Raw genomic sequence first — 26,846 nt, 5'->3', positions numbered from 1 at the left:
AAATTCTAATGCTGTTGGGGAAATGCAAAACGAGATACATAAAATTCAAAATTTTACGTTATTTGTATCAGAATGGGGCACTATCTTTTTCATCGGTTGGCTTTTGCCATTTTATTTTTGATGTTTGTAACAACGCAAGCACAAGAAGAACCGTGGAAAAACTCGAACCAAAGAGAACAAACTTTTTTGGCAAAAGACACCGTTCAACTCGATTGGTTCGGCATATTGCCCGAAAAAATTTCCCTGTTCGACGCTCAACATCAAACCATAAATCCATCGTTTTACCGCATCGATTTCGAGAAACAACAGCTCATCATCGATTCGGTTTATTGGCAACAACCGCTCACGTTTCGCTATTTTGTTGATCCTAAATTGGTTCAAAAAGAAGTTTTTGCAAAAGATCCTTCGCTCATCATCCAAACCCAAAACTTAGATGAGTTTCACCGTAACGAAGACGTAAAATTCAAAAAAGAAACCAATGAGCTGTTCGAAGGCTTAGAAAGCAAAGGTTCGCTTGTTCGCGGAATTCGATTTGGAAATAATCAAAGTGCCTCCACCCAATCATCACTCGACCTACAATTGTCGGGTAAATTGACCGAAGACGTTACGGTAACAGCGGCAATCGCCGATAACAACGTGCCTATAGAATCGGATGGTTATACCCAAAGTTTGCAAGAATTCGATAAAGTGTACATCGAATTGGCAACGCCTCAATCTAGGGTTCGTGCTGGACATATCGACTTGGAACAAGAGCAAGATTATTTCAACAATTTTCGACAAAAAGTGACGGGATTGTTATTAGAAACCAATTTGACAAGCGAAAAATCTCAAACCAAAATTTTTGCTTCTGGCAGCATCACGCGTGGGGAATTTTATAGCGAAAGTTTTAACGGACAAGACGGCAATCAAGGACCATATCAGTTGAGAGGAAATCACAACGAATTGTACGTTATCATCATTTCGGGCTCCGAGCGCATTTATATCGATGGAATTTTACAAGAGCGTGGCGAAGACAAAGATTATGTCATCAATTACAACACGGGCGAGCTCACTTTTACATCGAATAGACTCATCACATCCAATTCTAGAATTGCGGTAGAATACCTCTACAATAGCCGAAATTATTCGCAGTTGTTTTTGTACGGAGGCGTCGAACACGAGTCAGAAAAACTCAGTGTAGCAGGACATTTTTATTCGAAAAGCGATGCCAAAAAAAATACGCTCAGCAGTGAACTCACCGACGAAGATAAACAAATCCTGAGCGAGGCAGGAAACGATCCAGATCTGATGTACAGCGTTTCGGCGATTCGGTCTGATTATGATTCGAACAAAGTTTTGTATCGAAAAGTTTACCAAAACAACGAATTGATTTTCGAATATTCTAACGATCCTGCAGAAGAATTGTATCAGGTTTCGTTTTTGCATGTTGGCGTCGGACAAGGAAATTACAGACAAATCAACACCACACAAAATGGGAAAGTGTTCGAATATGTAGCGCCAGTTGCAGGCGTCTTGCAAGGGGATTACGAACCGATAAAAAGACTGATTGCGCCTACCAAACTTCAGATTTATACCCTCAATTCGCAATATAAATTTGATGAAAACCAGACGGTTGGCATCGATTTAGCTTTGAGCAATCAAGACCTCAATCTTTTTTCTAATTTGGACGATGAGCAGAACGTAGGTTTTGCAGGTCGAGTTTACGGTGAGAAGAAATTCGATTTCGAAAAATGGCAAATCACACCAAAAGCATCGGTAGAATATTGGCAGAAAAATTTCGTTTCTCCCGAAAGAGTACGCGCCATTGAGTTCGAAAGAACGTTCAATGTAGACAGCGAGTTTATGAAGGTTGATCATCTTTATTTCTCGGCGGGGCTCGAGGTTTTTTATAATAAAAATTTAGGTTTGAGTTATGGAGCGGAATTCTTAGAATATAAAACCAAATATCGCGGTTTGCGTCACGATTTTTCGAGCAAATATGAAACAGCACAAGACAAGGCAATCGCCAAACTCTCGTATCTGGCAACCGACAAAGTAAGCGACGAAACCAATTTTGTGCAATATGACGCCGATTATGTTCGGAAACTTTCGCCTAAATATTGGATTGGAACCAAGTTTTATGGTGAGCAAAACGAATGGAAAAGCAAGACGACAGGTTTGCTGGATAATAGTTTTCGTTGGAACGAATTTCAGCTAAAAGCAGGCAGAATCGATTCTGTGAAAATGAATCTGGAAATGATTTTGTATACCAGAAAAGACGATTCGGTAAGATTGGCAAATTGGCACACTATGCAGCGTAGCAACGGAGTTATTTTCAATTCTCGATTGCTGAACGAGGCGAATCATCAGTTGGCATTCAATTTTCATTTTAGAAATGTAAACTATCGTTTCGAGCAAACGCCAAACGAAAATTTCATGACGGGCAACCTCAAATGGTACAAATCGTTTTTGCGAAATGGTTTGCAATTGAATGTCGATTATGAGTTGGGAAGTGGCGTCGAGGCTCAGCGCGAGTTTCAATACATCAGAGTGGCAGACGGAATGGGAATTTACAAATGGACCGATTACAACAACGATGGCATAGAACAAATCGATGAATTCGAAATGGCCGAATTTATCGATCAGGCAAATTACGTTCGCGTTTATACCAATACCTTCGATTATATCAAAACCAATAAAAACAAATTGAGTGTTTCGGCACGTTTCAGACCCAAAGATATTTTCAACACCTCCAATGCTTTTGTCGAGCGTTGGTTACTACAAACTTCTTTGTTGTCGACCAATTCTTCCCTCAAACAAGGAGACGCTTTATTGTTCAATCCATTCATCAATACCGATGAAACCTTGGGGCATACACGCAATTGGCGAGGGATAATTTATTACAATCAAAACGCACAATACCGTTGGCAGGCAACCTACAATTTCAATCAACAAACGACCAAAACCTATATTTATACTGGATCAGAATTTCGAGATCAGACTCTTCATAATTTGAAGCTCAAATACCGCATTATAGCTAATTTTTTTGCCAATCTCGAGTTGGAAAAGAGTGACGTTCAGAGCGATTCTGAAACTTTTGTTTCGAGGCGTTTCAAGTTGGATCAATACAAATTATCGCCTAGTTTGGAGTTGCAAAATGGGACGGATTTGCGAAGTAGCTTATTTTATATCTATCAACACAAGTCGAATGTCTCGGGCGTAGAAATGCTAAAGCAACACGAATTGAAAACCGAATTGCAATGGAATTTGGTAAGTAAAATGAGCGTTTTGGGAAATTTCAGTTACATCAACAATCTTTTCGAAGGCAATCAAGAATCGGTTGTCGGAAACCAAATGATGGAAGGCTTGCGTGCGGGCGATAACTTTGTTTGGCAATTGCAGTTGCAACGTCAGATCAACTCATTTTTACAATTGAATCTTTCGTATGATGGGCGCAAAAACGAGAATTCATCTACCATACATACAGGAAGTTTGCAATTACAAGCGAGGTTCTAAATTATTTACGATATTAATATTAAAGCCAAGGCTATCGCCACAACTGTAACGCGAGCGTTTGCACAACGGGCAAGAACTCGAAAAGAAAGTTGTTGCGATAGCTCGGTTTATGTTTATCAAACGGTTTTGGCTACAATTTGTTTGAAGTCTTTGGATTGGATGAGTTCGATAATGTTTTGGATATCATTCCCGATCAAGCGGTCGTCTTCGAGTTTTGGGCAGACTGTTCGTATTGCGTCAAAAACCTCTTCGAGGATTGGGCTCGATTTTTTCGGTCTTCTGAATTCCAATCCTTGGCAGGCATACATCAGTTCGATTGCCAAGATTCGTTCTACATTTTCCAATACTTGATTGAATTTTCGTCCAGAAATGCTTCCCATCGAAACATGATCTTCTTGTCCTAAAGAGGTCGGAATGCTATCGGCAGATGCCGGAAAACACAAGGTTTTGTTTTCGGTACAAAGTGCTGCAGAAGTGTATTGTGGAATCATGAATCCAGAGTTGAGCCCAGAACTTTCGGTCAATAATTTTGGTAAACCATATTTCCCTTCGAGTAGTAAATATTGTCTTCGGTCTGATATATTTCCTAATTCAGATGCTGCAATTGTTGCGTAATCCAATGCCATTGCCAAAGGTTGCCCATGAAAATTCCCACCCGAAATCGCTTCTTCGTCCGAGACTACAATAGGATTGTCGGTTACAGAATTCAGTTCGATTTCTGCTAATTCTTTCAAATGGAAAAAAGCATTGCGCGAAGCGCCGTGGACCTGCGGGATGCATCGTAACGAATACGGATCTTGTACGCGTCCATACGCTTTGTTTGAAAATGCAATTTCCGAACCTTCCAATAATTTTCGCATGCGTTCGGCAACGAGTTGTGTGCCTTTGAATGGTCTAATGGTGTGCAATGCCGCGTTGAACGGACTCGTATTGCCTTCGTAAGCTTCGAGTGACAAAGCGCCAGCAACATCGGCCAAGTTCAGTAAATAATCAAATTTTTCTAATCCGTGCAAGGCGTGCGCTAAAATAAATTGCGTTCCGTTGATGAGTCCCAACCCTTCTTTTGCCGAAAGATTCAAGGCTTCTAATCCGTGTTTGGTCAAAGCTTCTTTGGTTGGAACAATTCTATCTCCATCCCAAACTTTTCCTTCTCCAATCAACGGTAAAAAAAGATGCGAAAGCGGCGCCAAATCACCCGAAGCTCCTACAGAACCTTTTTCGGGTACTACCGGGATGATATCTTTTTCTACCATCAACATGATGCGTTCGACAACCGCCAAGGTAACACCAGAGTAACCTTTGGACAAGGCGTGAGCTTTTGCCAAAAGCATCGATTTGGCAATTTCTTTTTTGATGGGTTTGCCCACACCTACAGCATGGCTGATGAGCAAGTTGTGTTGCAATTGTTTTGTTTCTTCTTCCGAAATTTTGGTGTCGCAAAGTGGCCCAAAACCCGTGTTGATTCCGTAGACGGTTTGCCCAGAAGAGACAATTTTGGCTACATTTTGTTGCGAAGTTTCAATTTGTTTTTTACTTTCTTCTGAAAGAATAAAACGGTCTAAATGGTGTGTGATATTTAGAAAATCTTCCAATGAAACGTGATCAATCCCTAAAATTTTTCCTTTCATCTGTTGTATAAATTTGTTTGAGTTGCGGTTTGCCGATCGGTAGAAGAGAAATTGAATTTATTTTTGCTCCATACCAAAAAAAGCAAAACCATTTGTTTGAACGAAAATAATAAATTATTTTACAAACAAATGGTTTCTGTGCGGGATAATTGTAATCCTTTTCAAATTGTTTTTTTTAGACGAGCTGACTGGATTTTTTCTAATTCAGTCCTGTGTGCAATTTGCTCGATTTGGTGATTTCTTTCCAATTTATAGAACTTATGATGCGAATATCTTTTAGTTTCAATAAATTTGTGAAAATTTTTTAGAGACGATGTGTGATAAACATATAGACGAATTAGATGATCATCATTTTCTTACCAATTTGGAAACCCCATTGCGCGAAGACGCTTTTGATTTGTCGGTAGACGAAAAGGTGAAATTGATCGAAGAAGACTTTAGAAAAATAATGGAAACCCTTGGCATGGATCTTACCGATGACAGCCTGAAAGGAACCCCAAAACGTGTTGCCAAAATGTTTGTGAAAGAGATTTTTGGCGGATTGTTACCAGAAAACAAACCCGGCATGTCTACTTTTGAAAACAAATACAACTACAACCAAATGCTGGTCGAGAAAGACATCGTGGTGTATTCTACCTGCGAGCATCATTTCTTGCCTATTGTAGGGCGTGCACATGTGGCGTACATCTCGAATGGACGCGTGATCGGATTATCGAAAATGAATAGAATTGTGGAGTATTATGCCAAAAGACCACAAGTCCAAGAACGATTGACCATGCAAATTGTGAAAGCAATGCAAGAGGCTTTGGGTACAGATGATGTGGCGTGTATCGTAGATGCTAAACACTTATGTGTAAATTCTAGAGGAATCAAAGACATCGAATCGAGTACCGTAACAGCAGAGTATGGAGGAGCATTCAAAGAAGACGAAAATCTTCGCAAAGAATTTTTATCCTACCTCAACCTGAAAACAACATTTAACGTATAACCGCTATTGACGATACTTTATGATCAAATCGAATCAATTAAAAGTTTACAATTCATTATCTGGACAAAAAGAGACATTCGAACCCATCAATCAAGACAAAGTAGGGATGTACGTTTGTGGACCAACCGTGTACAGCAATGTGCATCTAGGAAACGTGCGCACCTTCATGTCGTTTGATATGATTTATCGATACCTCAATTATTTGGGGTATAAAGTGCGTTACGTGCGCAATATTACCGATGCAGGGCATTTGACCGACGACGGAAATGTTGAAAATGATCGATTTGTGAAACAGTCGAAATTGGAAAAATTAGAACCAATGGAGATTGTGCAAAAATATACCGTAGATTTTCATAAAGTGTTGGATGTTTTCAATCTGCTACCGCCAACAATCGAGCCTACAGCTACGGGGCATATTGTTGAACAAATAGAACTGACGCAAAAACTCATCGATTTGGGATTGGCGTATGAAGTGAACGGATCGGTCTACTTCGATGTGTTGGCGTACAACGAAAGAGGATTGAATTATGGCGAGTTGAGCAACCGCAATATCGAAGAACTCATCTCGAACACCCGTGACCTCGACGGACAAGGCGAAAAGAAAAATCCCGTTGATTTTGCACTTTGGAAAAACGCTTCACCCGCGCACATCATGCGATGGAGTTCGCCTTGGGGCGATGGTTTTCCAGGGTGGCATTTAGAATGTACCGTGATGAGCACCAAATATTTGGGCGACTATTTCGATATTCATGGGGGCGGAATGGATTTGAAGTTTCCGCATCACGAATGCGAAATTGCTCAAGCCAAAGGAGTACATCAGCACGAACCTGTGAAATACTGGATGCATGCCAATATGTTGACCATGAACGGGCAACGAATGAGCAAATCGACCGGAAATTATATTTTGCCCATGCAATTGGTGAAGGGCGATAATGATTTTTTTGAAAAACCTTTTCCGGCAAGCGTCGTACGTTTCTGCTTTTTACAAGCGCATTACAGAAGCGTTTTAGACATCTCGAACGAAGCCATGTTGGCATCAGAAAAAGGCTATCACCGATTGATGGACGCCCTGAAAACCTTAGAAACACTAGAAGCGAAAGAGGCTTCTACTTTCGAGATAGAAGAATGGGTTTCGAAGCTCTATGCAGCTATGGACGACGACTTCAACACGCCTGTCCTCATTGCTCATTTATTCGACGGGGTGAAAATCATCAATTCGATCAAAGAAAACAACGGAAGCTTGCGTAAGGACGACCTCGATTTGTTGAAAAACGAGTTCAAAGGTTTTGTGACGGAAGTTTTAGGGTTGCGAAACGATCAGGCGAATGGTCAAAACAATCAGTTAGACGAGGCAATAAAATTATTAATCGAAATACGAAATCAAGCGCGAGTAGATAAGAATTTTGCCCTGTCGGATGAAATTCGAGACCGCCTAGCCAATGCAGGAATTCAGTTGAAAGACGGAAAAAACGGAACGGAATACCAGCACTAATCGAAGCAAAATAATTGCAAATAAAAGCCAGAGTTGTCACAATTCTGGCTTTTTTTATATTAATTTATTAAAGTTTTAACAAAATATTTTGAAATATCAATTTTTTTAAACATTTTTGCTAAGTGAAGCAATATAGAAAATAAGTAATTTATAATACATATGAGGAGAAAATTTACAACTTTAGGAACATTGTCGTTATTCCTTTTCGGAGGATTCGCAATGGCTCAGGTGACAGGAGTTTTGAAAGATTCTACTGGCTTTGTGTTGGAAGACGCAGAAGTAAAAGTTGAATCTACAGGAGCAACTGCATATACCGATCTAGATGGTAGCTTTTCGATCGATGCAAAAGTAGGAGATACTTTAACCATCATCGACTCGAATGGTGAAATCTATAGCTTGAAGGTAACCAAAAATAACCTTGGCGAAGTGAAATTTGCCAAAACAAAAACTGACCAAATTGAGTTGTCAGGGGTTACCTTGGTAGGGGGAATTAAAATGGATGCTGCTCAGAAAATTGGAGCGTATGATATTGTAAAAAAAGAAGACTTCGAATTGGCGCCGACCGCTTCTATTGATGAAGTTTTGAATGGTCGTGTGGCTGGTTTGGTGTTCTCTACCAACTCGGGTGATCCAGGGTCAACCAACATCATCACGCTTCGTGGGGTAAGTTCTTTGGTTGGGACGCCTAACCCATTGTACGTAATCGACGGGGTTGTGGTAGGTAAAGGTACTGATAACGCAGGTTTGATGGAATCTTGGAACCCATTGGCTTCAATCGATCCGAACGCGATAGAATCGGTATAGGTATTGAAAGATGCTTCTGCAACAGCGCTCTACGGTGCGCGTGGTGCGAATGGGGTGATTGTGGTGACAACCAAAAAAGGTCGTTACAACCAAAAAACAAGATTCAATGTGTCGTCTGATATGGCTGTTCAAGAAATAGCATACGATAATCAACGATTCATGAACGCTTCAGAATTTATGCAATGGGCAACATTAGCAAACTTCAACACAGGTTTGCATGGCACGATGGATGATGCTCGCGCTTATACTGTGAATCAATACCAATACGATGGAGTTACCGATACCGATTGGCAAGATGTTATTACCAGAAGCCTTTCGTCTGTAAAAACATACAACTTCTCGATGACGGGAGGTAGCGAGAATACGTCATTCAGATTAGGGGGATCTTATTACGACAACTTACCGCTTATCTTGAATACCAAATTCGACCGTATATCGGTAAACTCTGCTCTCGAACATAGAATTGATGAAAAGTTCAACGTAGGATTGAACCTCAACTTTTCGAATGTAGAACGCCGCACGATAAACGATGGTGGAGCGTATGCCAACCCATGGAACTCTCGATGGAATATTTTACCATTATATCCGGTGTATAACCCAGATGGAAGTTTGAACACACAAATACCTCCCGGAACAGAGAATAAATTTAATCCACTTGGAATTTTAGAAAAAGATTTCTTAACTGGTTCTATTACAACGTTTTTAGGATCGGTGAATGCGGAGTGGCAATTTGCGAAGAATTTCTACTTTTACACATTGTACGGGGCGCAATACCAAGCATTGAACGAAAAGTCATATTGGGATCCATCTGTGGGTGACGGATATGGCAATAACGGGGTAGTGCAAGTGACAAAGAACGCTGCGTTTGACTGGAACTGGCAAAACTCGGTTTCGTATCGTAACAAATTCAACGATGTACACGATTTACAAGTTTGGGCAGGAATGGAGTACCAAGAGCATAAGTACAATTATCTCTATGCAGGAGGAACAGATTTATCAGAACCAAAACCATACCTTACTTTCGTTAACCCAGATAAATTAAGAGGTGGGGATGATTTTTTGTTCTGGAAGCAGATTTCGTATTTCTCTAGATTGAACTATGTTTACAACGGTAAATATACCCTATCTGGTCAATTGAGACGCGACGCCAACTCTACATTAGGTTTAAATAATAAAGCAGGTGTCTTTTGGTCTGTAGGTGGTAGTTGGGATGTTGCTCGTGAGTTTTCATCATCGCCTTTCTCAAATCTCATCTTTAGATTGAGTTATGGGGAAATCGGAAACATTCCGTATGCTGATAATTGGGGAGCTCAATACAATGCTTACGCTATTTTAGGAACCGGAAGTTATGCAGCTGAGCCAACTATGGGAATTTCTGATGCGGGTGATCCAGATCTTTCGTGGGAGCTTTCTAAACAGTGGAATGCTGGAGTTGATTTTGCATTCTTGAACAACGCCTTAAGTTTCTCTGTTGATGTTTATGATAAATTAACGGCTGATGCTATTTATGCTTTTGGTTTGCCGCAAACCGTAGGAGGACCGAACTCTCGATATACCAATATTGGAGATATTTCGAATAAAGGGATTGAGTTAACGGTAACTGCAAGACCATTGGATAAAGAATTCAAATGGAATGTTTACGGTAACTTCTCGTATAACAAGAATAAGCTCGTAAAATTGTTCGAAGCCGAAGGTACTTTCGAATTAGACGGAACATCGAATAGCATGCGTGCTTTGGCAGAAGGTAGAGAAGTTGGTGAATATTATACATTTTTGTGGGCAGGTGTAGATCCACAAACGGGTGCACCACGCTGGTGGAAAAATGGTGACAAAAACGAGTATGTATACACAAGAACAGAAGCAGAACGCGTATGGATGGGGAAATCAGCATTCCCTAAATACTTATTGAGTATCAAAAACGATTTCACGTTCAAAAATATTACGCTTTCGGTATTCTTTACAGGGCAGTTCGACTATTATGTACACAACCGTTGGCAAAACTACCAATTGTCAGACGGTACAGATATGACAACCACTCAAATTACCGATGCGTTGTATGATGTGTGGACGCCAGACAACCCGAATGCATCTAATCCGAAACCAATTGCGGGAGGAATAAGCCACAATGGTACTCCAACAGCATCTTCTGGACCATCTTCTAGATGGATTTTCAAAGGTGATCATATACGTTTGAAAGAAGCCAAACTTGCTTATTCTTTTGGCGATAAATTCAAAACTCAGACAGGAATAGACAATTTCACAGTCTACGTAAAAGGAGTCAACCTTTGGTTGTATGCATTTGATGATAAATTAACCTTCGATCCTGAATCGAATTCAAACGCCGCAGGTGGATGGAGAGGAAAAGGATTGTACGACAATACATCTCCAATCATGAGAAGTATCTCGTTAGGATTTACGATTGATTTTTAAAAAAAAAGAAACATGAAAGCAAAAAATATATTTAAACTATTTTTTATCGGAGCTTTGTTGACCTTTACGAGTTGCGATGAAAACGATTTGGACCTTAAATATGAATTGGGAGATGTCTATGACACCTCTACCGGTCACATAGAGTCAGAAACAAAGTTAATATACGTTACCAACGGTATTTACAATAGCGTAGGAGGGGCTGGTCTCTACGGTGCACAATACTTGATTTTCAATGATGTTGTATCAGACAATATTTTTGTCAGCAACAGCAATGATGGATACAATGTTTCTTATCAGAATCTCAGCTGGTCTGGTGACTCGGATCTAGGATTCTTAGATGTGGGGTATAATGGGATCAATCAAGCCAATATTGTAATCAACGAAGGATCGCTTCCGACTACAGATGTTACAAAAAGCTTGAAGGGAGAAGCAAAACTATTGAGAGGTTTCCTATATTTCACTTTGGTTCAACTTTATTCGAGCAACCCAACATCTGGGCAATATCAAGAGTTTGGTATACCATTGAATTTAGGAATCTATAATCCCAACACCAAATACTCTAGAGCAACGGTTGCAGAGGTTTATGACCAAATCATCAAAGACCTTAGCGAAGGGATTGTAGAAATGAACCCTAACTTCAGAACCACCGATGCTAAAACGTTTATTTCTCCTTTAGCAGGAAAATTAATCCTGTCTAAAGTTTATTTGACCAGAGGTGCCTCTGGGGATTACGACAAAGCAATTGCATTGGCAGATGAGGTAATGGCGGCACAACCTCCTATTACAAAGGATAAATTGTACGACTATTTCACTTCTACCAATGTTGCTTTGTTGGAACAACAACCAGAAACTCTATTCGAGATCAACCAGACGGCGAATTACAATTTGGCAGTAAATGCCCACATCAGTACGTTCTATTCAAACTCTGGATCTCACAGAAGTTTATTGGCTAGAGAAGCTTTCTACAACCAAATCAATAGCGGTGACGAAAGAAAAAGATTGTTCAACACCAGTGGAGCACCTGTAACCGATACTCCAAAAGGAGTTTGGTTGAGAAAATGGCCAAGAAACACCGGCGATGGTAACTGGACGGTAAACGTGAAAGTGTTGAGAGCAACAGAAGCTAAGTACATCAAAATGGAAGCTTTAGCGAAAAAAGGTGATAGCGCAGCTGCCTTAGCATTGTTGAATGAACATGCAGCAGAAAGAGGGGCAAATCCATATTCTGGGGATGCAATTACCGCGATTTTGGCAGACAAAAAAATCGAATTCATTGGTGAAGGTCATCGATTCACAGACCTAAAACGAAATGGATTAGGATTCGAAAGAGAAACCAATTGTTTGTCTTGCTCAATGCCAGCAGATAGTAAATATTGGGTAATACCTATGCCGCTGAGTGAAATGAACCGTAATCCTAACATGACGCAACATCCAGTGTGGAAATAAGAATTCACTTTTTTACCATACTTTCAACCCGCTCGGTCGAGCGGGTTTTTTATTTTACATAAAATTTTCTATTACATTTGTAGCATCTTACAACAGTGTATGAAAAAGATTATTTTTCTCTATATCGCTATTTTGTGTACGCCCTTGCTTGCACAAATAGAACGCGACCGAAACCAAGCGTCAGATACTTCACCCTATTCGGTAGTCGAAGCCGATACCATTCGAAGACGACCATTGCAGGGCGAAACACGCAACGATTCGGTGGTGTATGTAAAACGCACGTTGGCTGATTATCAATTTTGGACCGATAAAACCGCACGAGAAATTGTAGATACCACCCTCACGATTGATGCGTATTACAATCAAAATTTTATAGGGAAAGATTTGTTTGCCAAGATGCAATTTCCAAACATCGGACAAACGTTAAGCGCTTTAGAAGTCTATGACAAACCCTTTCAGCAAGAGCTTTTACCAACTGGCAAACGCTTCAACTATCTCTATGCCGATGCCATTCGGTATTTCGATGTCAAAACGCCCATGACCCAGTTTGTGTACGAAAATGGCGTTCGCGAAGGGAATTATCTTTCGTCGCTTTTTACCCACAACCTCAATTCGCAATTCAATTATGCGGTGCAATACAGAGGGCTGCGATCTCGAGGCTTGTATCAACGATCTTTGGCGTCGAACAATGCATTCGTATTGAGTTCGAATTATCATACCAAAGATAAACGCTTGAATGTTTGGGGGCATTTTGCAACCCAAAATATCGATAACGAAGAAAATTTTGGCATACAAGACATTGATGATTTTATCGAAGCTGAGGAGCGCAATCTTACCAATGCAGCCAATGTCGCGGTAAATTTGAACAATACGACTTCAAAATTCGATTCTAGGCGATATTTCTTGGCGGCTTCTTATGGGATTTTACCGCGATTGAATCCAACCGATTCCACAAGCTATTATGCTGTAAAATTGGCCAATCGATTCACCTTCGAAAATCAGAAATATAAAGTATACAGTAACGCAGAAGATTTTAATTTCTTGCTGAACGATCAGAATCCGTTGGTGTCGAATGTATTTTTTAATGAGAAAGAATTGAAATCGATGAGCAATGTGACCACGGCAGGCTTTCAATGGTCAGATAAATTGACGCTCGATGCAGGCGTGAAATTTCAGAATCTAAGGTTAGAAGGTAGAAAAGATTTTGCTTATTTCGAAGGCTATCAGTCTTATGTACCGTCCGATTGGGAAGAAAATTTGATTGGCGTGGTCGGAGATGTACATTTCGATTGGAATGAGCGGCTCAAACTGCGTGGCGAGCTAGAGTTTTTACAATCGACCCATCATGGAAGTTTGTACAAAATCGATGCGGCTTTAGATGTGAGTCCGCTAAGAGAATACACCCTCACAGCAGGTATTTTGGCACGGTCCAATATTCCGTCGCTCAATTTGATTTATAATCAAAATGCACTTGCCAATTTCAATTATTACAACGATGCTTTCGATAATGTGAATACCCAAAAATTGTATGGTATATTGTCGTTGGATAGGTTGAAAACGCAGCTCGAGGCGGCTGTTTATCATATCGGGAATCAACCTTATTTAGACCGCAATTTTATTGTGCAGCAACTGGATGACAATATCAATTATTTCAAGATTCGAGGACGCAATCATTTGCAATTTCAACAATTCAATTTGGTTTCTACTATTCAGTATCAGAAAGTTACCAACAACGAAGCGTATTTGCCTTTGCCCGATTTTATAGTTCGCGAAACCCTGTATTGGCAAGGAAAAGTTTTTGAAGGAAAAGCCGAATTGCAAACTGGGGTGAGTGCGTATTATTTTACAAGCTACGATGCACAAGGTTTTTTCCCGTTGATCAATGAATTTTATTTGCAAGATGAAGCAACGGCTCAAAAAATAGGAGGTTATCCTATAGTCGATTTATTCCTCAACGCCAAAGTTCGCAATATGCGATTTTATATTCGAGGCGATCATCTCAACGCTTTGTTTGGCAAGCGCAATTATTTTTCGGTACCGGGTGTACCTTACCGCGGTTTCAAAATACAATTGGGGCTCAAATGGAATATTTTTAGTTAAAAAATTACAAATTATATAGAAAAACGACTTCATGATGAGGTCGTTTTTGCTGTCCAAAATCATTTGTGTAGAATAATTCTAAATAACTATTTTTAGAAAAATTTTATACATGAAAAAAATCCTACTTTTATTTTGTTTGATTTTCTCTCAAATCGGTTTTTCACAAGAGAAACTGTCTATTGCTAAAATCCAAAAAATAAATTCCAAAATCTTAAATACTGAACGAGAAATTTGGGTGAATCTTCCCGAATCGTATTCTAATAATAAACTTCAAAAAGTAAGTTATCCTGTGATTTATGTGTTAGATGGAGAATCGAATTTTACGTTTTTAACAGGCGTAGTTTCTAAATTTCAATCTGGTTTTTATCCGGAAATGCCCGAATCGATTATTGTTGGAATTACAAATAAAAATGGTGATCGAACAAAAGATTTTACACCTATGAATGATGTTAATTTCCTCAATTATATTCAAACTGAATTGTTTCCTTTTATGCAGAAAAATTATCGTGTGAATGATTTTCGTTTGTTAATTGGACATTCTTTGGGTGGCTATTTTGCGTTGAAAACCTTGTACAATCACCCCAAAACTTTCAATGGATATGTTGCGCACGATCCAAGTATTTGGTTTAATGACAAAGAATTATTGAATCTTTATCAAAACTTAGAAAATCATTCTTTCGAGAATCGATTTTTGATGATTACGCAAGTGGGTGAGAGTCAAAATTTTGGACATTTGCAAGAGCATTATGGAGGAATAAAAGCGGTTCATTCATTGATTAACGATTCAAATCATCCATCGTTAAATTATACTTACCGTCAATATGCAGATGAAGAACACGGATCGGTACCCATGAATGGAAACATTGATTTTATGCGTTGGATGTTTGATGGGTATCGCATCAACATTAAAGATGTTCCCCATCAACCAAATCTAATTGAAAATACATTTAAAGCGTTTTCATCGAAAAGAAATTATACATTTCAACCCCAAGAAACCTATATCCATTTAGTAGCAACTTATTTTTTGAAGCAAAAGAAGTTTGATTTAGCACAAAAATATTTTGAATATAATATGAAACATTTTCCTCAAAGTAAACAAGCGAAAGAAGCACTTGAAAATTTTAAAGTTGATTAAATTACTCTAAGCTTATCGATGAATTAATGATAATATTAATTAAAGTTACTCATTTTTAACTAATTAATTTGGTTATTTATTTATTTATTTATTTATTTGGGATGTTGATCAACACTAATTATCAATTAACATTTTAAATAACTAAACATGAGAAAAATTTTATTAGCAGGTGCTTTTGCACTTTTCGGAACTTACGCTATGGCGAATGAAGTAGAATTAAAGAATAATAATTCAGAAATTACTTCTTTAATTGATGATTGTTTTTACTATGAGTACGAAGAAGAATCATTAACAATATGGAGTGATGGATCTTGGGAATACAGCTACTATTTTGAATCTGGTATTGTTTGTTTCTAAAAGTAGTTTAATTTTTTAATAATTTAAGGGCCCTTAATAAATAAATGAAAATGTATACAGTATTAGTTATTTTAACATTAATGAACGGATGCACTGAAAAGTATATCGCTTCAAAAAATCAATTTACATCTAATATTAATTCTGTTAATAAAGTAAATATGGAGAATAATGAACTGAAAAATGTTAATAAAAAAGATTCATACACAATAGAATATGTTCAGACTTTAAAAATAGATGAAAGTAAAATAGCTCAATTACCGCCACAAGCTCAACAAATGGTTAAAGATCAACTTTCGAAGCCTAGATTAAGTATTTTAGAAACTAATGGGAAAGAATCTATTTATAAAACAGTTGTTGATGATGAAAATAACAATCATGTTGAGAAAAATGATGGAAATAAGAAAATAATAAAAAACACGAATTTTAATTTTGTAGGTGAAGTGTTTTATAAAAATTTAGAAACATCTACAATTTATAAGACAACAGAAATTAAAGGTGAAAAATTTACTGTTATGCAAAAAAGTGATTTACAAAATTCATGGAAAATCACGAATGAAACAAAATCAGTAGGATCATATAAAGCACATAAAGCAACATTAGAGGATGCGAATTTAGGATTAGTCACGGCATGGTATGTTACTGAAATAGCAATTACGGATGGTCCTGAAATATTTAATGGTTTACCTGGATTAATAGTTGAAATAGAAACAGATAAAAAACATATTTCTCTAAAATCTATAAATGGTAGTGAAAAAGAAATACAACTCCCGACTTTTACAAATGTGTTATCAGTAGAAGAATACACGAAAAAAATGGATGAATTAAAACAACAGTCTACTAATACATCTTCAAGATTTGAAAATTCATCTGGAGTAAAAACAAATAGAATTATTATTAAGAGTGAATAATAAAGTGATAAATAAGTTAATTTATTTTAAATTCTTTTTTTTTGCTAGCACATTATTATTTGCTCAAAAATTAACTTTAAAAGGTCATGTACAAAATGATAACTCCGAACCACTCAATAATGCAGTGGTTCAGTTATTTATAGAGGAGACATTCAAAGGTTTTAAGAAAACTAATGAGAACGGATTTTTCTTATTTACTGATTTAGAACAAGGAGAGTATCAACTTAAAATTAACGCACTTAATTTTTCTCAACAAGTAGAACATATTGTTCTAAATAAAGATAAAGACATAGAAGTAATAATGTTTGATGATTTGGTGAATCTAAAAGAAGTTGTAGTAAATAATAAAAGTTTTGGTAAAGAAAAAGAAGATACAATTCAATATAATCTTGAAGCTATAAGAACAGGGAATGAAAGAAATCTAGGAGATTTGATTGAAAAATTACCTGGTTTACAGATTGATGAGAACGGAGTAGTTTATTATCAAGGGAAGAAAATGGATAATATTTTGATTGATGGATCAGAATTTTTCGGAAATAAACATCAACTCGCAACTAAAAATATCACGAATGAAATGATTGAAGGAATAGATTTAATTTCTAACTATCAACCGAATGATATTTTAAAAAGTTTTGGCTCTGGTGGGAAGAAAGTTCTAAACATAAAACTGAAAAAAAATTATCAAAATACAATTTCTGGCAATGCTTCTTTTGCTTTAGGCAATGATCTGAATACCAATAACAGATTAAATTTATTCAATTTTAATAAAAAAGGCAACATAGCTTTTATTAATCATTACAATACGATTGGCGAAGTAGCAATGACAATGGAAGATTATTTTGAATTAAATCAATCCATTAAAAGAAATAGTAATGGCGTTTCTAAAATTGAAGATAAGGATATACCAAGTTTTTTAAAAGAACAACGAAATTTTTATGAACGTAAAAACTATTTTTCTTCTATCAATTATAATCATAAAATTAATGATAAGCTATTAATTGAAAATTACACGTTATTTGATTATAATTCTGCCATAAAAAAACAAGATACTTATAAAGATTATGTGTTATTTGAGTTGAATGAAAATCAACAAATTGAAGAGAAACCATTATTTGTTCAAAATGTTTTTAATCTAGATTGGAAAATAAATACTAAAAATTATGCTGTTGTAGATTCTAAATTTGGATTTACACAAAATAAAATAAATTCTAACATTAATCAGATTAATTATTTAGAGAACAATAAACAGCTAAATAGTATTAATAAAATTAATTGGTTTAATGTTATAAGTGATGATTTGTTAGGAGAATTGTCATTAGAAATTAATTCGCAATTAAAGGATTATGGAATATTAGATAATAATCAAAATAACTGGTTTAGGACTAAATTAGAACATTATAAAATTGGATATTCAATCAAAAATAACAAAAAGAAATTTTCATATAATTTATATACCAATAGTTCATTACAGAATTTTGATTTATCAACATTTATTTCTCAGAAAGAAACAGAAAGTAATAAATTAGTTAATGTAGAAACAGGTGGTAACTTTAATTATAAATACAATAGCAATTTATTAATTTCATCTAGTTTTATTTTTAATTATTATAATTCTTTCTCTAAACCTTTAGAACAAAATTTTAGTATCTCACCAGTGGCATCATTGGTTTATACATTGAATAAAGGTGGAAAATTCACGTTGAAATATTCGTATTTAGATGCTGGGATTCCTACGTTAGATTTTCTTAATAATAATCAACGCAGGATAGATTATTTAACAATGTTAGATCAATCTACAATCGATCAATTGTTTATAAAAAAATCGAATAGTATTTCATTAAATTATTTAAAATTAAACCTATCTAAAGGCAGAACATTGTTTATAAATGCAAGTTACGATCAGAATAAAAATAATATAGCTGAAGAATTAATATTTCAAAATAATTTGATTTATAAACGCTATTTCAAAGCAGAACATAATAATAGTTTTTTACTTTTTATCAATTATGATTATATATTTAAGAAACTACCTCTTGCTTTGAAAATGAATGGTGTTTTTAATTATGCAGAAAATGTTCAGAAGGTTAATAATGATTTAAATAATCTTTACTCTACAAACTTTAATTTGAACACTAATTTTACTTCAAGATTTAAATCGAAATTTCAAGTATTTTATAAAAATACATTTCAAGTATTTGTGAATGATAATAAAGAAATTGATAAACAAACAATATTTAATATCAAGAACGACTTTGGTATTACATTTAATTACAATAAAACAAATATAAAACTTGGTGTGTCTAACGATAATCAAATAATCAAAAATATTGAGAAATTAAAGAATTCGAATTGGAATTTTTATACTGAAATAGATTATAAATTAAAATATTTTGACTTGTTTATACAAGGTTTTGATATCACACAACTGGATAGAAATACTATACTAAGAAATATTTCTACACCAGATTATCAAGGTTATGTAAATCTTAAAACGTTATCAGGGTATTTAATGGGTGGTATTAGATTTAATTTATAAAAAGATCTTCCCTTTAATAATTTGTATTACATAAAAAACGACTTCTAAATAAGGTCGTTTTTTTGTTTATAAATTTATTAGCTTCGTAAAAATAACAATTATGAAAGGCTTATTATTTTTGTCTGTTTTAGTCTCTTCGACCGCTTTTGCACAAGAATTGAAAATAGAACAAGCACAAAAGATTTTCGAATTACCTACGCATTGCATGACGATAGAATATCCCAACAAATTAGGAAATGTTTTAGGAAGCGATGCAGATTTAAAAACGCCGAAACAATTACGTCCTATATTTTATGGATGTTTTGACTGGCATTCTTCGGTGCATGGATTTTGGTCGATCGTGAAACTGATGAAAGATTTTCCTGAATTGGATGAGAAAAATTTGGTTAGAAATCAACTCAATGAACTGATAACGCCCGAAAATGTGCGGATAGAAAAAGCTTTTTTCGAGGACAAAAACAATCGGAATTTCGAGCGAACTTATGGTTGGGCTTGGTTACTGCAATTGCAAATGGAACTAAATACTTGGCAAGATGCCGATGCGCAAAAATGGGCGAAAAACTTAGAACCGTTATCGGAGCTGATTGTTGCTAAATACAAAGAATATTTACCGAAATTGGTTTATCCTGTTCGTACAGGAACACATGATAACTCTGCTTTTGGCTTGAGTTTAGCCATCGATTATGCGACTTCGGTGAAAGATGAAGCGTTTAAAAAGTTAATCATCGAACATGCGAATCGTTTGTATGCAAAAGATACGAATTGTGCTATTGCGTATGAGCCTGGCGGAAGCGATTTTTTATCACCTTGTTTAGAAGAAGCGTTGATCATGTCAAAGATTACTCCTGATGAGGTATACAAAAAGTGGTTCAAGAATTTCTTACCAGACTTATACAACAATCGCTTTCAATTGCAACCAGGAATCGTTTCCGATCGAACAGATGGACAATTGGTGCATTTGGACGGAGTAAATTTTTCTCGCGCTACAGCCTTGTATATTATTGGTGATAAATTAGGAAAACCTCATTTTAGACAACTCGCCGATCAGCATCTTCGCTATTCGTTGAACAATATTAGTAACGACGATTATATGGGAAGTCATTGGTTGGGAACGTTTGCCTTGTATGCCCTCAAAACGAAAAATACGACAACTCGGTAGAATCGAAAAATATTCATCAAATATCTAAATCAGAAAAATAGCTACAATCAGGGAGAAAAATAGAAAATAGGTTTTCTACTTTTGGGTTATACAAAATCCAATAATTCATCAAAAACTAAACCTATGAAAAAGTATTATTATATCGCCTTTTTTGTCCTTGCTGCAGCTGCGTTTGGATACAGTCAATATGCCAAAAATAAGTTAGATACTCAATTGGCAAAACAGGGAAATGTGTCGAAGGAGTTGTGATAGAAACAGGCGGAACTTTCCGTCGTCCTTCTGCAACCATCGCCTACGAAGTGGGGAAGATGTGTATGCGGTGAAACTGCGCTCTCGTGCCGATGTAAATGATGTTGTTTTGATGAAATACGACACGTTACAACCCGAAGATGTACAAATAGTAGACAATTGTCATTAAAGAGTTAATTGTTTTGTTAATGAAAAAAAACCATCGTTTAGAAGATGGATTTTTTTTGTTTTGATATTGTTTTTGTGAAGATTATTGATCGTTGCTCAAGACGATAGATTGTTCGATTTCTTTGAAGGTAGCTTCTAAATCTTCGACCGAATCTAAGGTAACTAAGCGTGTTTTGAACGGTTTGAAATTCGGAATTCCTTTGAAATAATTGGTATAATGCATTCTGGTTTCTAGAATTCCGGTGCGCTCACCTTTCCATTCCATTGCCCAATGCAAATGATTTCTAGCCGCTTCTACTCGTTCTTGTAAGCTTGGTTCTGGCAAGAATTCTCCCGTCTCGCGGTAATGTTTTATCTTGTTGAAAATCCACGGATGCCCAATGGCAGCTCGCCCAATCATGATGCCGTCTACGCCATATTTTTCTTTGTACTCTATAGCTTTTTGGGGCGAGTCTATATCGCCATTTCCAAAAATTGGTATTTCGATATTTGGGTTAGCTTTTACACGCGCAATAGGCGACCAATCGGCTTGACCTTTGTACATTTGAGCTCTGGTTCTGCCGTGAATAGCCAAGGCTTTAATGCCTGTTTCTTGTAAGCGTTCTGCCACTTCGTCTATGTTTATCGAGTCGTGGTCCCAGCCCAAACGGGTCTTTACTGTTACTGGTAAGTGTGTGCTTTCGACCACCGATTTGGTAAGGCGTACCATGAGGTCGATGTCTTTCAAAACGCCGGCTCCAGCTCCTTTGCACACCACTTTTTTCACGGGGCAACCAAAATTGATGTCTACCAAATCGGGTTGTACCGTCTCTACAATTCTTGCCGATAAAGCCATGGCTTCTTCGTCTCCGCCAAAAATCTGAATGCCAATGGGTCTTTCGTCATCGAAAATATCTAATTTTTTTTTACTTTTGATGGCGTCGCGGATGAGTCCCTCAGAAGAAATGAATTCGGTGTACATAAGGTCGGCACCGTTCATTTTGCACAATCGACGAAATGGCGGGTCGCTTACATCTTCCATGGGAGCCAACAACAAAGGGAAATTGGGTAATGTTATGTTTCCTATCTTTACCACAAGAAATTTTTTGCAAAAGTACAAATTTATGAAACCAAAACGTAAGACAGAGGGCATTAATCAATATTTAAAATTTTCGGCAATGGGAATGCAAATGGGAATTGTGATTGCCATTTTTGCTTATGTTGGACATTGGTTAGATAAAAAATACCAAACCGATACGCCATATTTTACGGCTGGTTTGGCGTTGATCGGTGTTTTTTTCGGATTGTATTTGATGATTAAACAACTGCCTAAATCTGACGATAAAAATGAACAATAGATTGCTGATTCTGCTTTGGTTTTTGTTGCTGAGCCTTGTGTTTTTTGGGGTGCATTATTTCGTATCAGGTTTTATTTTACCCGATTCGCCCAAAGAATTGATTGTAAAATGTTATGTCGTAATCGGCATCATTACTTTGGTGATCATCTTCAATGCGGTCATGATCCAAAAATTATATCCAGTGCATGTAGGTTCGGTTTTTTTGGGAGGTATGATTGCAAAAATGGCGGTGGTGTTGGCTTGGGTGTTTGTAAATCAAGAAATTAAAGACAATATATACCAATTAATTATCGCATATTTCTTACTTTTGTTTGCCGAGGTTCTGAGTTTCGTTAAACTCTTAAAAGACAAAGACTAAACATTTTAATGATTTTTAGCAGTTGGCTTTGGTTTGTAGTTAAGAATATCATAATTTTGCACGCAATTTAGAATCATAAAACTAAAAGATGAAATTTTCAACATTATTCACTTTGTTATTCTTGTTTGCGTTTGGCTTTGCCAAAGCAGCCGATGCGGTTGATCCAACGGTTACGACTTTTCCAGCGTTGGTACAAAGCGAAGCGCAAAAAAATGCAGATGAAGCAGCCAGCGTAAAATCGGGTACAAGTAAATACAATCCGGTTCCTGTAATCATGAGCCACTTAGCAGATGCGCACGATTGGCATTTTTGGGGTGAAGGTGAAAATAGTTTTACAATTCCGTTGCCTGTGATTTTGTGGGACAATGGGTTGAAGGTTTTCATGTCGTCTAAATTTCACCACAACGAGCATGTGGCAGAGGTTGATGGGGAGCATTATTTCAATTATCACGAAAAAATTTATAAAACCAATGCACAAGGTGCAGTAGAATATCGTACCAACGAAAAAGGTGAAATGGTCATCGCTAATGAGAAACCGTTGGACTTTTCGATTACCAAAAACGTTGCCTCAATGTTGATTTCGGTCGTATTGTTGGTGTTGATATTTGGAGCGGTTGCAACAAATTATAAAAAGAAAGGAACAGAAGGATATGTGCCAAGAGGAATAGCTGGTTTTATGGAGCCAATCATCATCTTTATTCGTGACGAAGTGGCAATCCCGAACATTGGCGAGAAAAAATATGCTCGTTACATGCCGTATTTGTTGACCTTGTTCTTCTTTATATGGATCAACAACTTGTTGGGATTATTGCCAGGAGCAGCCAATCTTACCGGTAATATCGCCTTTACCTTGGTGTTGGCGGTGATCGCATTGTTGGTAATCAACCTATCTGGAAACAAAGGTTACTGGGGACATATGTTGTGGATGCCAGGCGTGCCAGTGCCCGTAAAAATATTGTTGGCGCCAATCGAGTTGATTGGTGTTTTGACCAAACCATTTGCCTTGATGATTCGTTTGTTTGCGAACATTACTGCTGGTCACATCATTATTTTATCGCTCATTTCGTTGATCTTCATTTTCCAAACAGAAGCAGTTTCGGCAGGTGCATTACCATTGACTTTGTTCATTTATTTCTTAGAATTGTTGGTGGCTGTATTGCAGGCGTTTATTTTTACCATGTTGGTAGCCTTATTCATTGGAGCAGCAGTTGCAGATCACGAACACGAAACACATTAAAAATTTTAAAATAATTTATTAATATTAAATATAATTATCATGACAGGAAGTATTGCAGCAATCGGAGCAGGTTTAGCAGTTTTAGGAGTAGGTCTAGGAATCGGTAAAATCGGTGGATCTGCTATGGAAGGAATCGCTAGACAACCAGAAGCAGCATCAAAAATTCAAACAGCAATGATTATCGCAGCAGCTCTTATCGAGGGTGCTGGATTATTCGGTATCGTTGTTGCGTTATTAGGTAACGGATAAGAATTTGAGAAAAAGTAATCATGCTTCTGTAACGGTTGGTTGTAGAAGCTGATTCTTTTGAAATTGATTGAAATTTAATTGAAATAAAAATTTAAACTATACCATGGATTTAATCACTCCTTCGATAGGTCTTGTATTTTGGACTTCGGTAGTATTCGTTATTTTGTTGGTGATCTTGAGATCATTGGCTTGGAAACCAATTTTGACTTCTGTAAAAGAGCGCGAAAAATCGATTGAAGACGCTTTGAACGCAGCCAAAAAAGCAGAAGAAAGAATGGCTTCTCTGAATGCAGAAAATGAACAATTGATCAAGCAAGCAAAAATCGAACGCGATGCCATTTTGAAAGAAGCTCGCGAAATGAAAGAAAACATCATCAACACCGCAAAAGACACCGCACAACAAGAAGCAGATCGCTTGGTGTCGAATGCTCGCGAAGCAATCCAAAACGAAAAAGCTGCTGCAATGGCAGACATCAAAAATCAAGTTGCTCAATTGTCTTTGGATATTGCAGAAAAATTAATGGCAAAAGAATTAAGCAATACCGGAGCTCAAGAAGAGTTGGTAAATCAAGTAATCGATCAAGTAAAATTTAATTCATAATGGCAGGTTTAAGAGCAGCAAACAGATATGCAAAAGGTTTGGCTCAATTTGCCAATGAAGCTGGTCAATCGGAGTTGGTGTATAACGAAATGAAAGACGTCAAAACAATCTTGACAGATAGTGCTGATTTGCGTTCGTTTCTAGCTTCTCCTGTTTTCGATGTAAAACGCAAACAAGCTGTAGCAAGAGAGGTTTTCAAATCTTTTTCAGCTACAATCCAAAAATTTATTGCCCTAACAATAAACCACGGACGCGAAAATTTGCTGAGTCAGATCGCGGATGCCTACGTACGTCAGTACGATCTTGCCAACAAAATTGTAACGGCAGAAGTAACCTCTGCGGTAGCTTTGGATCAAGCTACATTAGACAAAATCATTTCACAAGCCAAACAATCTATAGATGCCAATGCAAGTGTGAAAATTGTAAACAAAATAGATCCGTCGTTGATTGGTGGATTTGTATTGCGAGTAGGGAATCAACAAATCGATACCAGCATTAAAACCAAATTAGCAACCTTAAGAAAGGAATTTTCAAAAAACGAATTCATTCCTAAATTTTAAATATTTCAAAGATGCCAGAAATAAAACCAGCTGAAATTTCAGCAATTTTAAAACAACAACTTTCTAGCTTCGATTCTACAGTAGAATTGGCAGAAGTAGGAACCGTTCTAAGTGTAGGGGATGGTATTGCACGAGTATACGGATTAGACAACGCACAATATGGTGAGTTGGTAGAATTCTCGAATGGTTTGGAAGGAATGGTACAAAACTTAGAAGAAGATAACGTAGGTATTGTATTGTTCGGGCCATCAACGGCTATCAAAGAAGGAGATACAGTAAAACGTACCAACCGAATTGCCTCTATCAATGTAGGAGAAGGAATGCTTGGGCGTGTTGTAGATATGTTAGGAAACCCGATCGATGGGAAAGGTCCTATCGAAGGTCAATTATACGAAATGCCAATCGAGCGTAAAGCTCCTGGGGTAATCTATCGTCAGCCCGTAAACGAACCATTACAAACAGGGATCGTTTCTATCGACTCGATGATTCCGATCGGTCGAGGACAACGTGAGTTGATCATTGGTGACCGCCAAACTGGGAAAACTTCTGTGGCTTTGGATGCCATCTTGAATCAGAAAGAATTTTACGACCGTGGCGAACCTGTTTATTGTATCTATGTTGCAGTAGGACAAAAAGGTTCTACAGTAGCCGGAATCATGAAAACTTTACAAGAACACGGCGCAGATAAATACACCGTAATCGTTGCGGCTAATGCTTCGGATCCTGCACCAATGCAAGTATATGCACCTATGGCAGGAGCAGCAATCGGTGAGTATTTCCGCGACTCTGGTCGTCCAGCACTTATCGTGTACGATGATCTTACCAAACAAGCAGTAGCTTACCGTGAGGTATCGCTCTTGTTGCGTCGTCCGCCAGGGCGTGAAGCTTATCCAGGAGACGTGTTCTACCTACACTCTCGCTTGCTAGAGCGTGCGGCAAAAATCATCAAAGACGACACCATCGCATCGCAAATGAACGATTTACCAGAATCTATGAAAGGAATCGTAAAAGGTGGAGGATCTTTAACTGCTTTACCAATAATCGAAACTCAAGCGGGTGACGTTTCTGCTTATATTCCAACCAACGTAATTTCTATTACAGACGGCCAAATATTCTTGGAGTCAGATTTGTTCAACTCTGGTATTCGTCCGGCGATCAACGTAGGGATTTCGGTTTCTCGTGTAGGAGGATCTGCTCAAACCAAACCAATGAAAAAAGTTTCGGGTACGCTAAAATTAGACCAAGCACAATACCGTGAGTTAGAGGCGTTTGCTAAATTTGGTTCTGATTTGGATGCGGCAACGCTAAACGTAATTGGAAAAGGTGAACGCAACGTAGAGTTGTTGAAACAAAACGTAAATTCACCGATCGCTGTAGAAGAGCAAGTGGCAGTAATTTTTGCAGGAACCAACGGATTGTTGAAAAACGTACCCGTAGATCAAGTAAAAACTTGGCAAGTTGATTTTATCGAATTGATGCGCGCTAAGTACACTGATACTTTGACAGCAATACGCAACGGAAAATGGGACGATACCATCATCGATACCTTGAATACCGTGATTGCAGAAACAACAGGAAAATATAACTAATAAATAAAGTAGGGAAGCTG

At 37.2% G+C, this 26,846-nt stretch carries 22 protein-coding genes; 20 read left to right on the top strand and 2 right to left on the bottom strand.

Annotation, left to right across the window (positions count from 1 at the left end; translation table 11 throughout):
* Nucleotides 1–72 precede the first annotated feature (72 nt).
* Complete coding sequence (locus BN8061_RS02835) at nt 73–3,495, top strand: hypothetical protein (protein WP_094745833.1); 3,423 nt, start codon at nt 73–75, stop codon at nt 3,493–3,495.
* Between the two features lie 116 nt (nt 3,496–3,611).
* Here the strand turns inward: BN8061_RS02835 and hutH are convergent, their stop codons facing one another.
* Nucleotides 3,612–5,123: a histidine ammonia-lyase gene (hutH, locus tag BN8061_RS02830; RefSeq protein WP_068596312.1), complete on the bottom strand. Its 1,512-nt coding sequence runs from the start codon at nt 5,121–5,123 to the stop codon at nt 3,612–3,614.
* A 313-nt stretch (nt 5,124–5,436) separates the two neighbouring features.
* On the opposite strand from hutH, the gene folE reads away from it, so the two are divergent.
* From folE to BN8061_RS12255, 12 genes are all read left to right on the top strand, one after another.
* Nucleotides 5,437–6,111 carry a GTP cyclohydrolase I FolE gene (gene folE, locus BN8061_RS02825; RefSeq protein WP_068596310.1) on the top strand — a complete coding sequence of 225 codons (675 nt, stop codon included), beginning with the start codon at nt 5,437–5,439 and terminating at the stop codon, nt 6,109–6,111.
* A 19-nt stretch (nt 6,112–6,130) separates the two neighbouring features.
* Entirely contained in the window at nt 6,131–7,603 is a 1,473-nt protein-coding gene (cysS, locus tag BN8061_RS02820; protein ID WP_068596308.1) for a cysteine--tRNA ligase, read from the top strand.
* A 159-nt stretch (nt 7,604–7,762) separates the two neighbouring features.
* The gene (locus BN8061_RS12125; RefSeq protein ID WP_235802670.1) at nt 7,763–8,407 is read left to right on the top strand and encodes a TonB-dependent receptor plug domain-containing protein; all 645 of its coding nucleotides are present in this window, start codon (nt 7,763–7,765) and stop codon (nt 8,405–8,407) included.
* Nucleotides 8,408–8,410: 3 nt separating this feature from the next.
* A complete protein-coding gene (locus tag BN8061_RS02815) occupies nt 8,411–10,837 on the top strand; it encodes a SusC/RagA family TonB-linked outer membrane protein (protein WP_235802669.1) in 2,427 nt (808 codons plus the stop codon).
* Nucleotides 10,838–10,849: 12 nt separating this feature from the next.
* Nucleotides 10,850–12,283 carry a RagB/SusD family nutrient uptake outer membrane protein gene (locus BN8061_RS02810; protein ID WP_068596306.1) on the top strand — a complete coding sequence of 478 codons (1,434 nt, stop codon included), beginning with the start codon at nt 10,850–10,852 and terminating at the stop codon, nt 12,281–12,283.
* Nucleotides 12,284–12,382: 99 nt separating this feature from the next.
* On the top strand, nt 12,383–14,383 hold the full coding sequence (locus tag BN8061_RS02805) for a putative porin (protein ID WP_068596304.1): 2,001 nt from the start codon (nt 12,383–12,385) through the stop codon (nt 14,381–14,383).
* 109 nt (nt 14,384–14,492) lie between these two features.
* Nucleotides 14,493–15,518, top strand: a complete 1,026-nt coding sequence (locus BN8061_RS02800) for an alpha/beta hydrolase (RefSeq protein WP_068596301.1) — start codon at nt 14,493–14,495, stop codon at nt 15,516–15,518.
* Nucleotides 15,519–15,665: 147 nt separating this feature from the next.
* Nucleotides 15,666–15,875 carry a hypothetical protein gene (locus tag BN8061_RS02795; RefSeq protein WP_068596298.1) on the top strand — a complete coding sequence of 70 codons (210 nt, stop codon included), beginning with the start codon at nt 15,666–15,668 and terminating at the stop codon, nt 15,873–15,875.
* A gap of 50 nt (nt 15,876–15,925) precedes the next feature.
* Nucleotides 15,926–16,783: a GLPGLI family protein gene (locus BN8061_RS02790; RefSeq protein WP_162270401.1), complete on the top strand. Its 858-nt coding sequence runs from the start codon at nt 15,926–15,928 to the stop codon at nt 16,781–16,783.
* Nucleotides 16,776–19,319 (top strand): carboxypeptidase-like regulatory domain-containing protein, encoded by a 2,544-nt coding sequence (locus tag BN8061_RS02785; RefSeq protein WP_068596294.1) that lies wholly within the window; start codon nt 16,776–16,778, stop codon nt 19,317–19,319. Before BN8061_RS02790 ends, BN8061_RS02785 begins: the two co-directional genes overlap by 8 nt.
* A 100-nt stretch (nt 19,320–19,419) precedes the next feature.
* Nucleotides 19,420–20,478: a DUF2891 domain-containing protein gene (locus tag BN8061_RS02780; protein ID WP_068596292.1), complete on the top strand. Its 1,059-nt coding sequence runs from the start codon at nt 19,420–19,422 to the stop codon at nt 20,476–20,478.
* A gap of 123 nt (nt 20,479–20,601) precedes the next feature.
* Nucleotides 20,602–20,727, top strand: a complete 126-nt coding sequence (locus BN8061_RS12255; RefSeq protein ID WP_262509363.1) for a hypothetical protein — start codon at nt 20,602–20,604, stop codon at nt 20,725–20,727.
* A gap of 250 nt (nt 20,728–20,977) precedes the next feature.
* Here the strand turns inward: BN8061_RS12255 and dusB are convergent, their stop codons facing one another.
* Nucleotides 20,978–21,970, bottom strand: coding sequence for a tRNA dihydrouridine synthase DusB (gene dusB, locus BN8061_RS02775; RefSeq protein ID WP_068597870.1), 993 nt, complete (start codon nt 21,968–21,970; stop codon nt 20,978–20,980).
* 28 nt (nt 21,971–21,998) lie between these two features.
* On the opposite strand from dusB, the gene BN8061_RS02770 reads away from it, so the two are divergent.
* The 7 genes from BN8061_RS02770 (at nt 21,999) to atpA (ending at nt 26,826) form a co-directional block, all read left to right on the top strand.
* Nucleotides 21,999–22,232 carry an AtpZ/AtpI family protein gene (locus BN8061_RS02770; protein ID WP_068596291.1) on the top strand — a complete coding sequence of 78 codons (234 nt, stop codon included), beginning with the start codon at nt 21,999–22,001 and terminating at the stop codon, nt 22,230–22,232.
* On the top strand, nt 22,222–22,590 hold the full coding sequence (locus tag BN8061_RS02765) for a hypothetical protein (protein WP_068596289.1): 369 nt from the start codon (nt 22,222–22,224) through the stop codon (nt 22,588–22,590). The genes BN8061_RS02770 and BN8061_RS02765 overlap by 11 nt, the downstream gene beginning before the upstream one ends.
* Nucleotides 22,591–22,678: 88 nt before the next feature.
* Nucleotides 22,679–23,827 (top strand): F0F1 ATP synthase subunit A, encoded by a 1,149-nt coding sequence (gene atpB / locus BN8061_RS02760; RefSeq protein WP_068596287.1) that lies wholly within the window; start codon nt 22,679–22,681, stop codon nt 23,825–23,827.
* A 39-nt stretch (nt 23,828–23,866) separates the two neighbouring features.
* The gene (gene atpE / locus BN8061_RS02755; protein WP_013598300.1) at nt 23,867–24,076 is read left to right on the top strand and encodes an ATP synthase F0 subunit C; all 210 of its coding nucleotides are present in this window, start codon (nt 23,867–23,869) and stop codon (nt 24,074–24,076) included.
* A gap of 103 nt (nt 24,077–24,179) precedes the next feature.
* Nucleotides 24,180–24,677 (top strand): F0F1 ATP synthase subunit B, encoded by a 498-nt coding sequence (locus tag BN8061_RS02750; RefSeq protein WP_068596285.1) that lies wholly within the window; start codon nt 24,180–24,182, stop codon nt 24,675–24,677.
* On the top strand, nt 24,677–25,237 hold the full coding sequence (gene atpH, locus BN8061_RS02745) for an ATP synthase F1 subunit delta (RefSeq protein WP_068596284.1): 561 nt from the start codon (nt 24,677–24,679) through the stop codon (nt 25,235–25,237). The genes BN8061_RS02750 and atpH overlap by 1 nt, the downstream gene beginning before the upstream one ends.
* Before the next feature lie 11 nt (nt 25,238–25,248).
* Nucleotides 25,249–26,826: a F0F1 ATP synthase subunit alpha gene (gene atpA, locus BN8061_RS02740; RefSeq protein WP_068596282.1), complete on the top strand. Its 1,578-nt coding sequence runs from the start codon at nt 25,249–25,251 to the stop codon at nt 26,824–26,826.
* Nucleotides 26,827–26,846: the final 20 nt, after the last annotated feature.

Source organism: Vaginella massiliensis (genome assembly GCF_900089075.1).
GTDB classification, from domain to species: domain Bacteria; phylum Bacteroidota; class Bacteroidia; order Flavobacteriales; family Weeksellaceae; genus Weeksella; species Weeksella massiliensis_A.
This window is presented reverse-complemented; position numbering and strand designations above follow the sequence as displayed.

Coding starts and splice junctions, on each gene's coding strand:
- BN8061_RS02835 (WP_094745833.1), top strand. CDS start 73: ATGGGGCACTATCTTTTTCATCGGTTGGCTTTTGCCATTTTATTTTTG.
- hutH (WP_068596312.1), bottom strand. CDS start 5,123: ATGAAAGGAAAAATTTTAGGGATTGATCACGTTTCATTGGAAGATTTT.
- folE (WP_068596310.1), top strand. CDS start 5,437: ATGTGTGATAAACATATAGACGAATTAGATGATCATCATTTTCTTACC.
- cysS (WP_068596308.1), top strand. CDS start 6,131: ATGATCAAATCGAATCAATTAAAAGTTTACAATTCATTATCTGGACAA.
- BN8061_RS12125 (WP_235802670.1), top strand. CDS start 7,763: ATGAGGAGAAAATTTACAACTTTAGGAACATTGTCGTTATTCCTTTTC.
- BN8061_RS02810 (WP_068596306.1), top strand. CDS start 10,850: ATGAAAGCAAAAAATATATTTAAACTATTTTTTATCGGAGCTTTGTTG.
- BN8061_RS02805 (WP_068596304.1), top strand. CDS start 12,383: ATGAAAAAGATTATTTTTCTCTATATCGCTATTTTGTGTACGCCCTTG.
- BN8061_RS02800 (WP_068596301.1), top strand. CDS start 14,493: ATGAAAAAAATCCTACTTTTATTTTGTTTGATTTTCTCTCAAATCGGT.
- BN8061_RS02795 (WP_068596298.1), top strand. CDS start 15,666: ATGAGAAAAATTTTATTAGCAGGTGCTTTTGCACTTTTCGGAACTTAC.
- BN8061_RS02790 (WP_162270401.1), top strand. CDS start 15,926: ATGTATACAGTATTAGTTATTTTAACATTAATGAACGGATGCACTGAA.
- BN8061_RS02780 (WP_068596292.1), top strand. CDS start 19,420: ATGAAAGGCTTATTATTTTTGTCTGTTTTAGTCTCTTCGACCGCTTTT.
- BN8061_RS12255 (WP_262509363.1), top strand. CDS start 20,602: ATGAAAAAGTATTATTATATCGCCTTTTTTGTCCTTGCTGCAGCTGCG.
- BN8061_RS02770 (WP_068596291.1), top strand. CDS start 21,999: ATGAAACCAAAACGTAAGACAGAGGGCATTAATCAATATTTAAAATTT.
- BN8061_RS02765 (WP_068596289.1), top strand. CDS start 22,222: ATGAACAATAGATTGCTGATTCTGCTTTGGTTTTTGTTGCTGAGCCTT.
- atpB (WP_068596287.1), top strand. CDS start 22,679: ATGAAATTTTCAACATTATTCACTTTGTTATTCTTGTTTGCGTTTGGC.
- atpE (WP_013598300.1), top strand. CDS start 23,867: ATGACAGGAAGTATTGCAGCAATCGGAGCAGGTTTAGCAGTTTTAGGA.
- BN8061_RS02750 (WP_068596285.1), top strand. CDS start 24,180: ATGGATTTAATCACTCCTTCGATAGGTCTTGTATTTTGGACTTCGGTA.
- atpH (WP_068596284.1), top strand. CDS start 24,677: ATGGCAGGTTTAAGAGCAGCAAACAGATATGCAAAAGGTTTGGCTCAA.
- atpA (WP_068596282.1), top strand. CDS start 25,249: ATGCCAGAAATAAAACCAGCTGAAATTTCAGCAATTTTAAAACAACAA.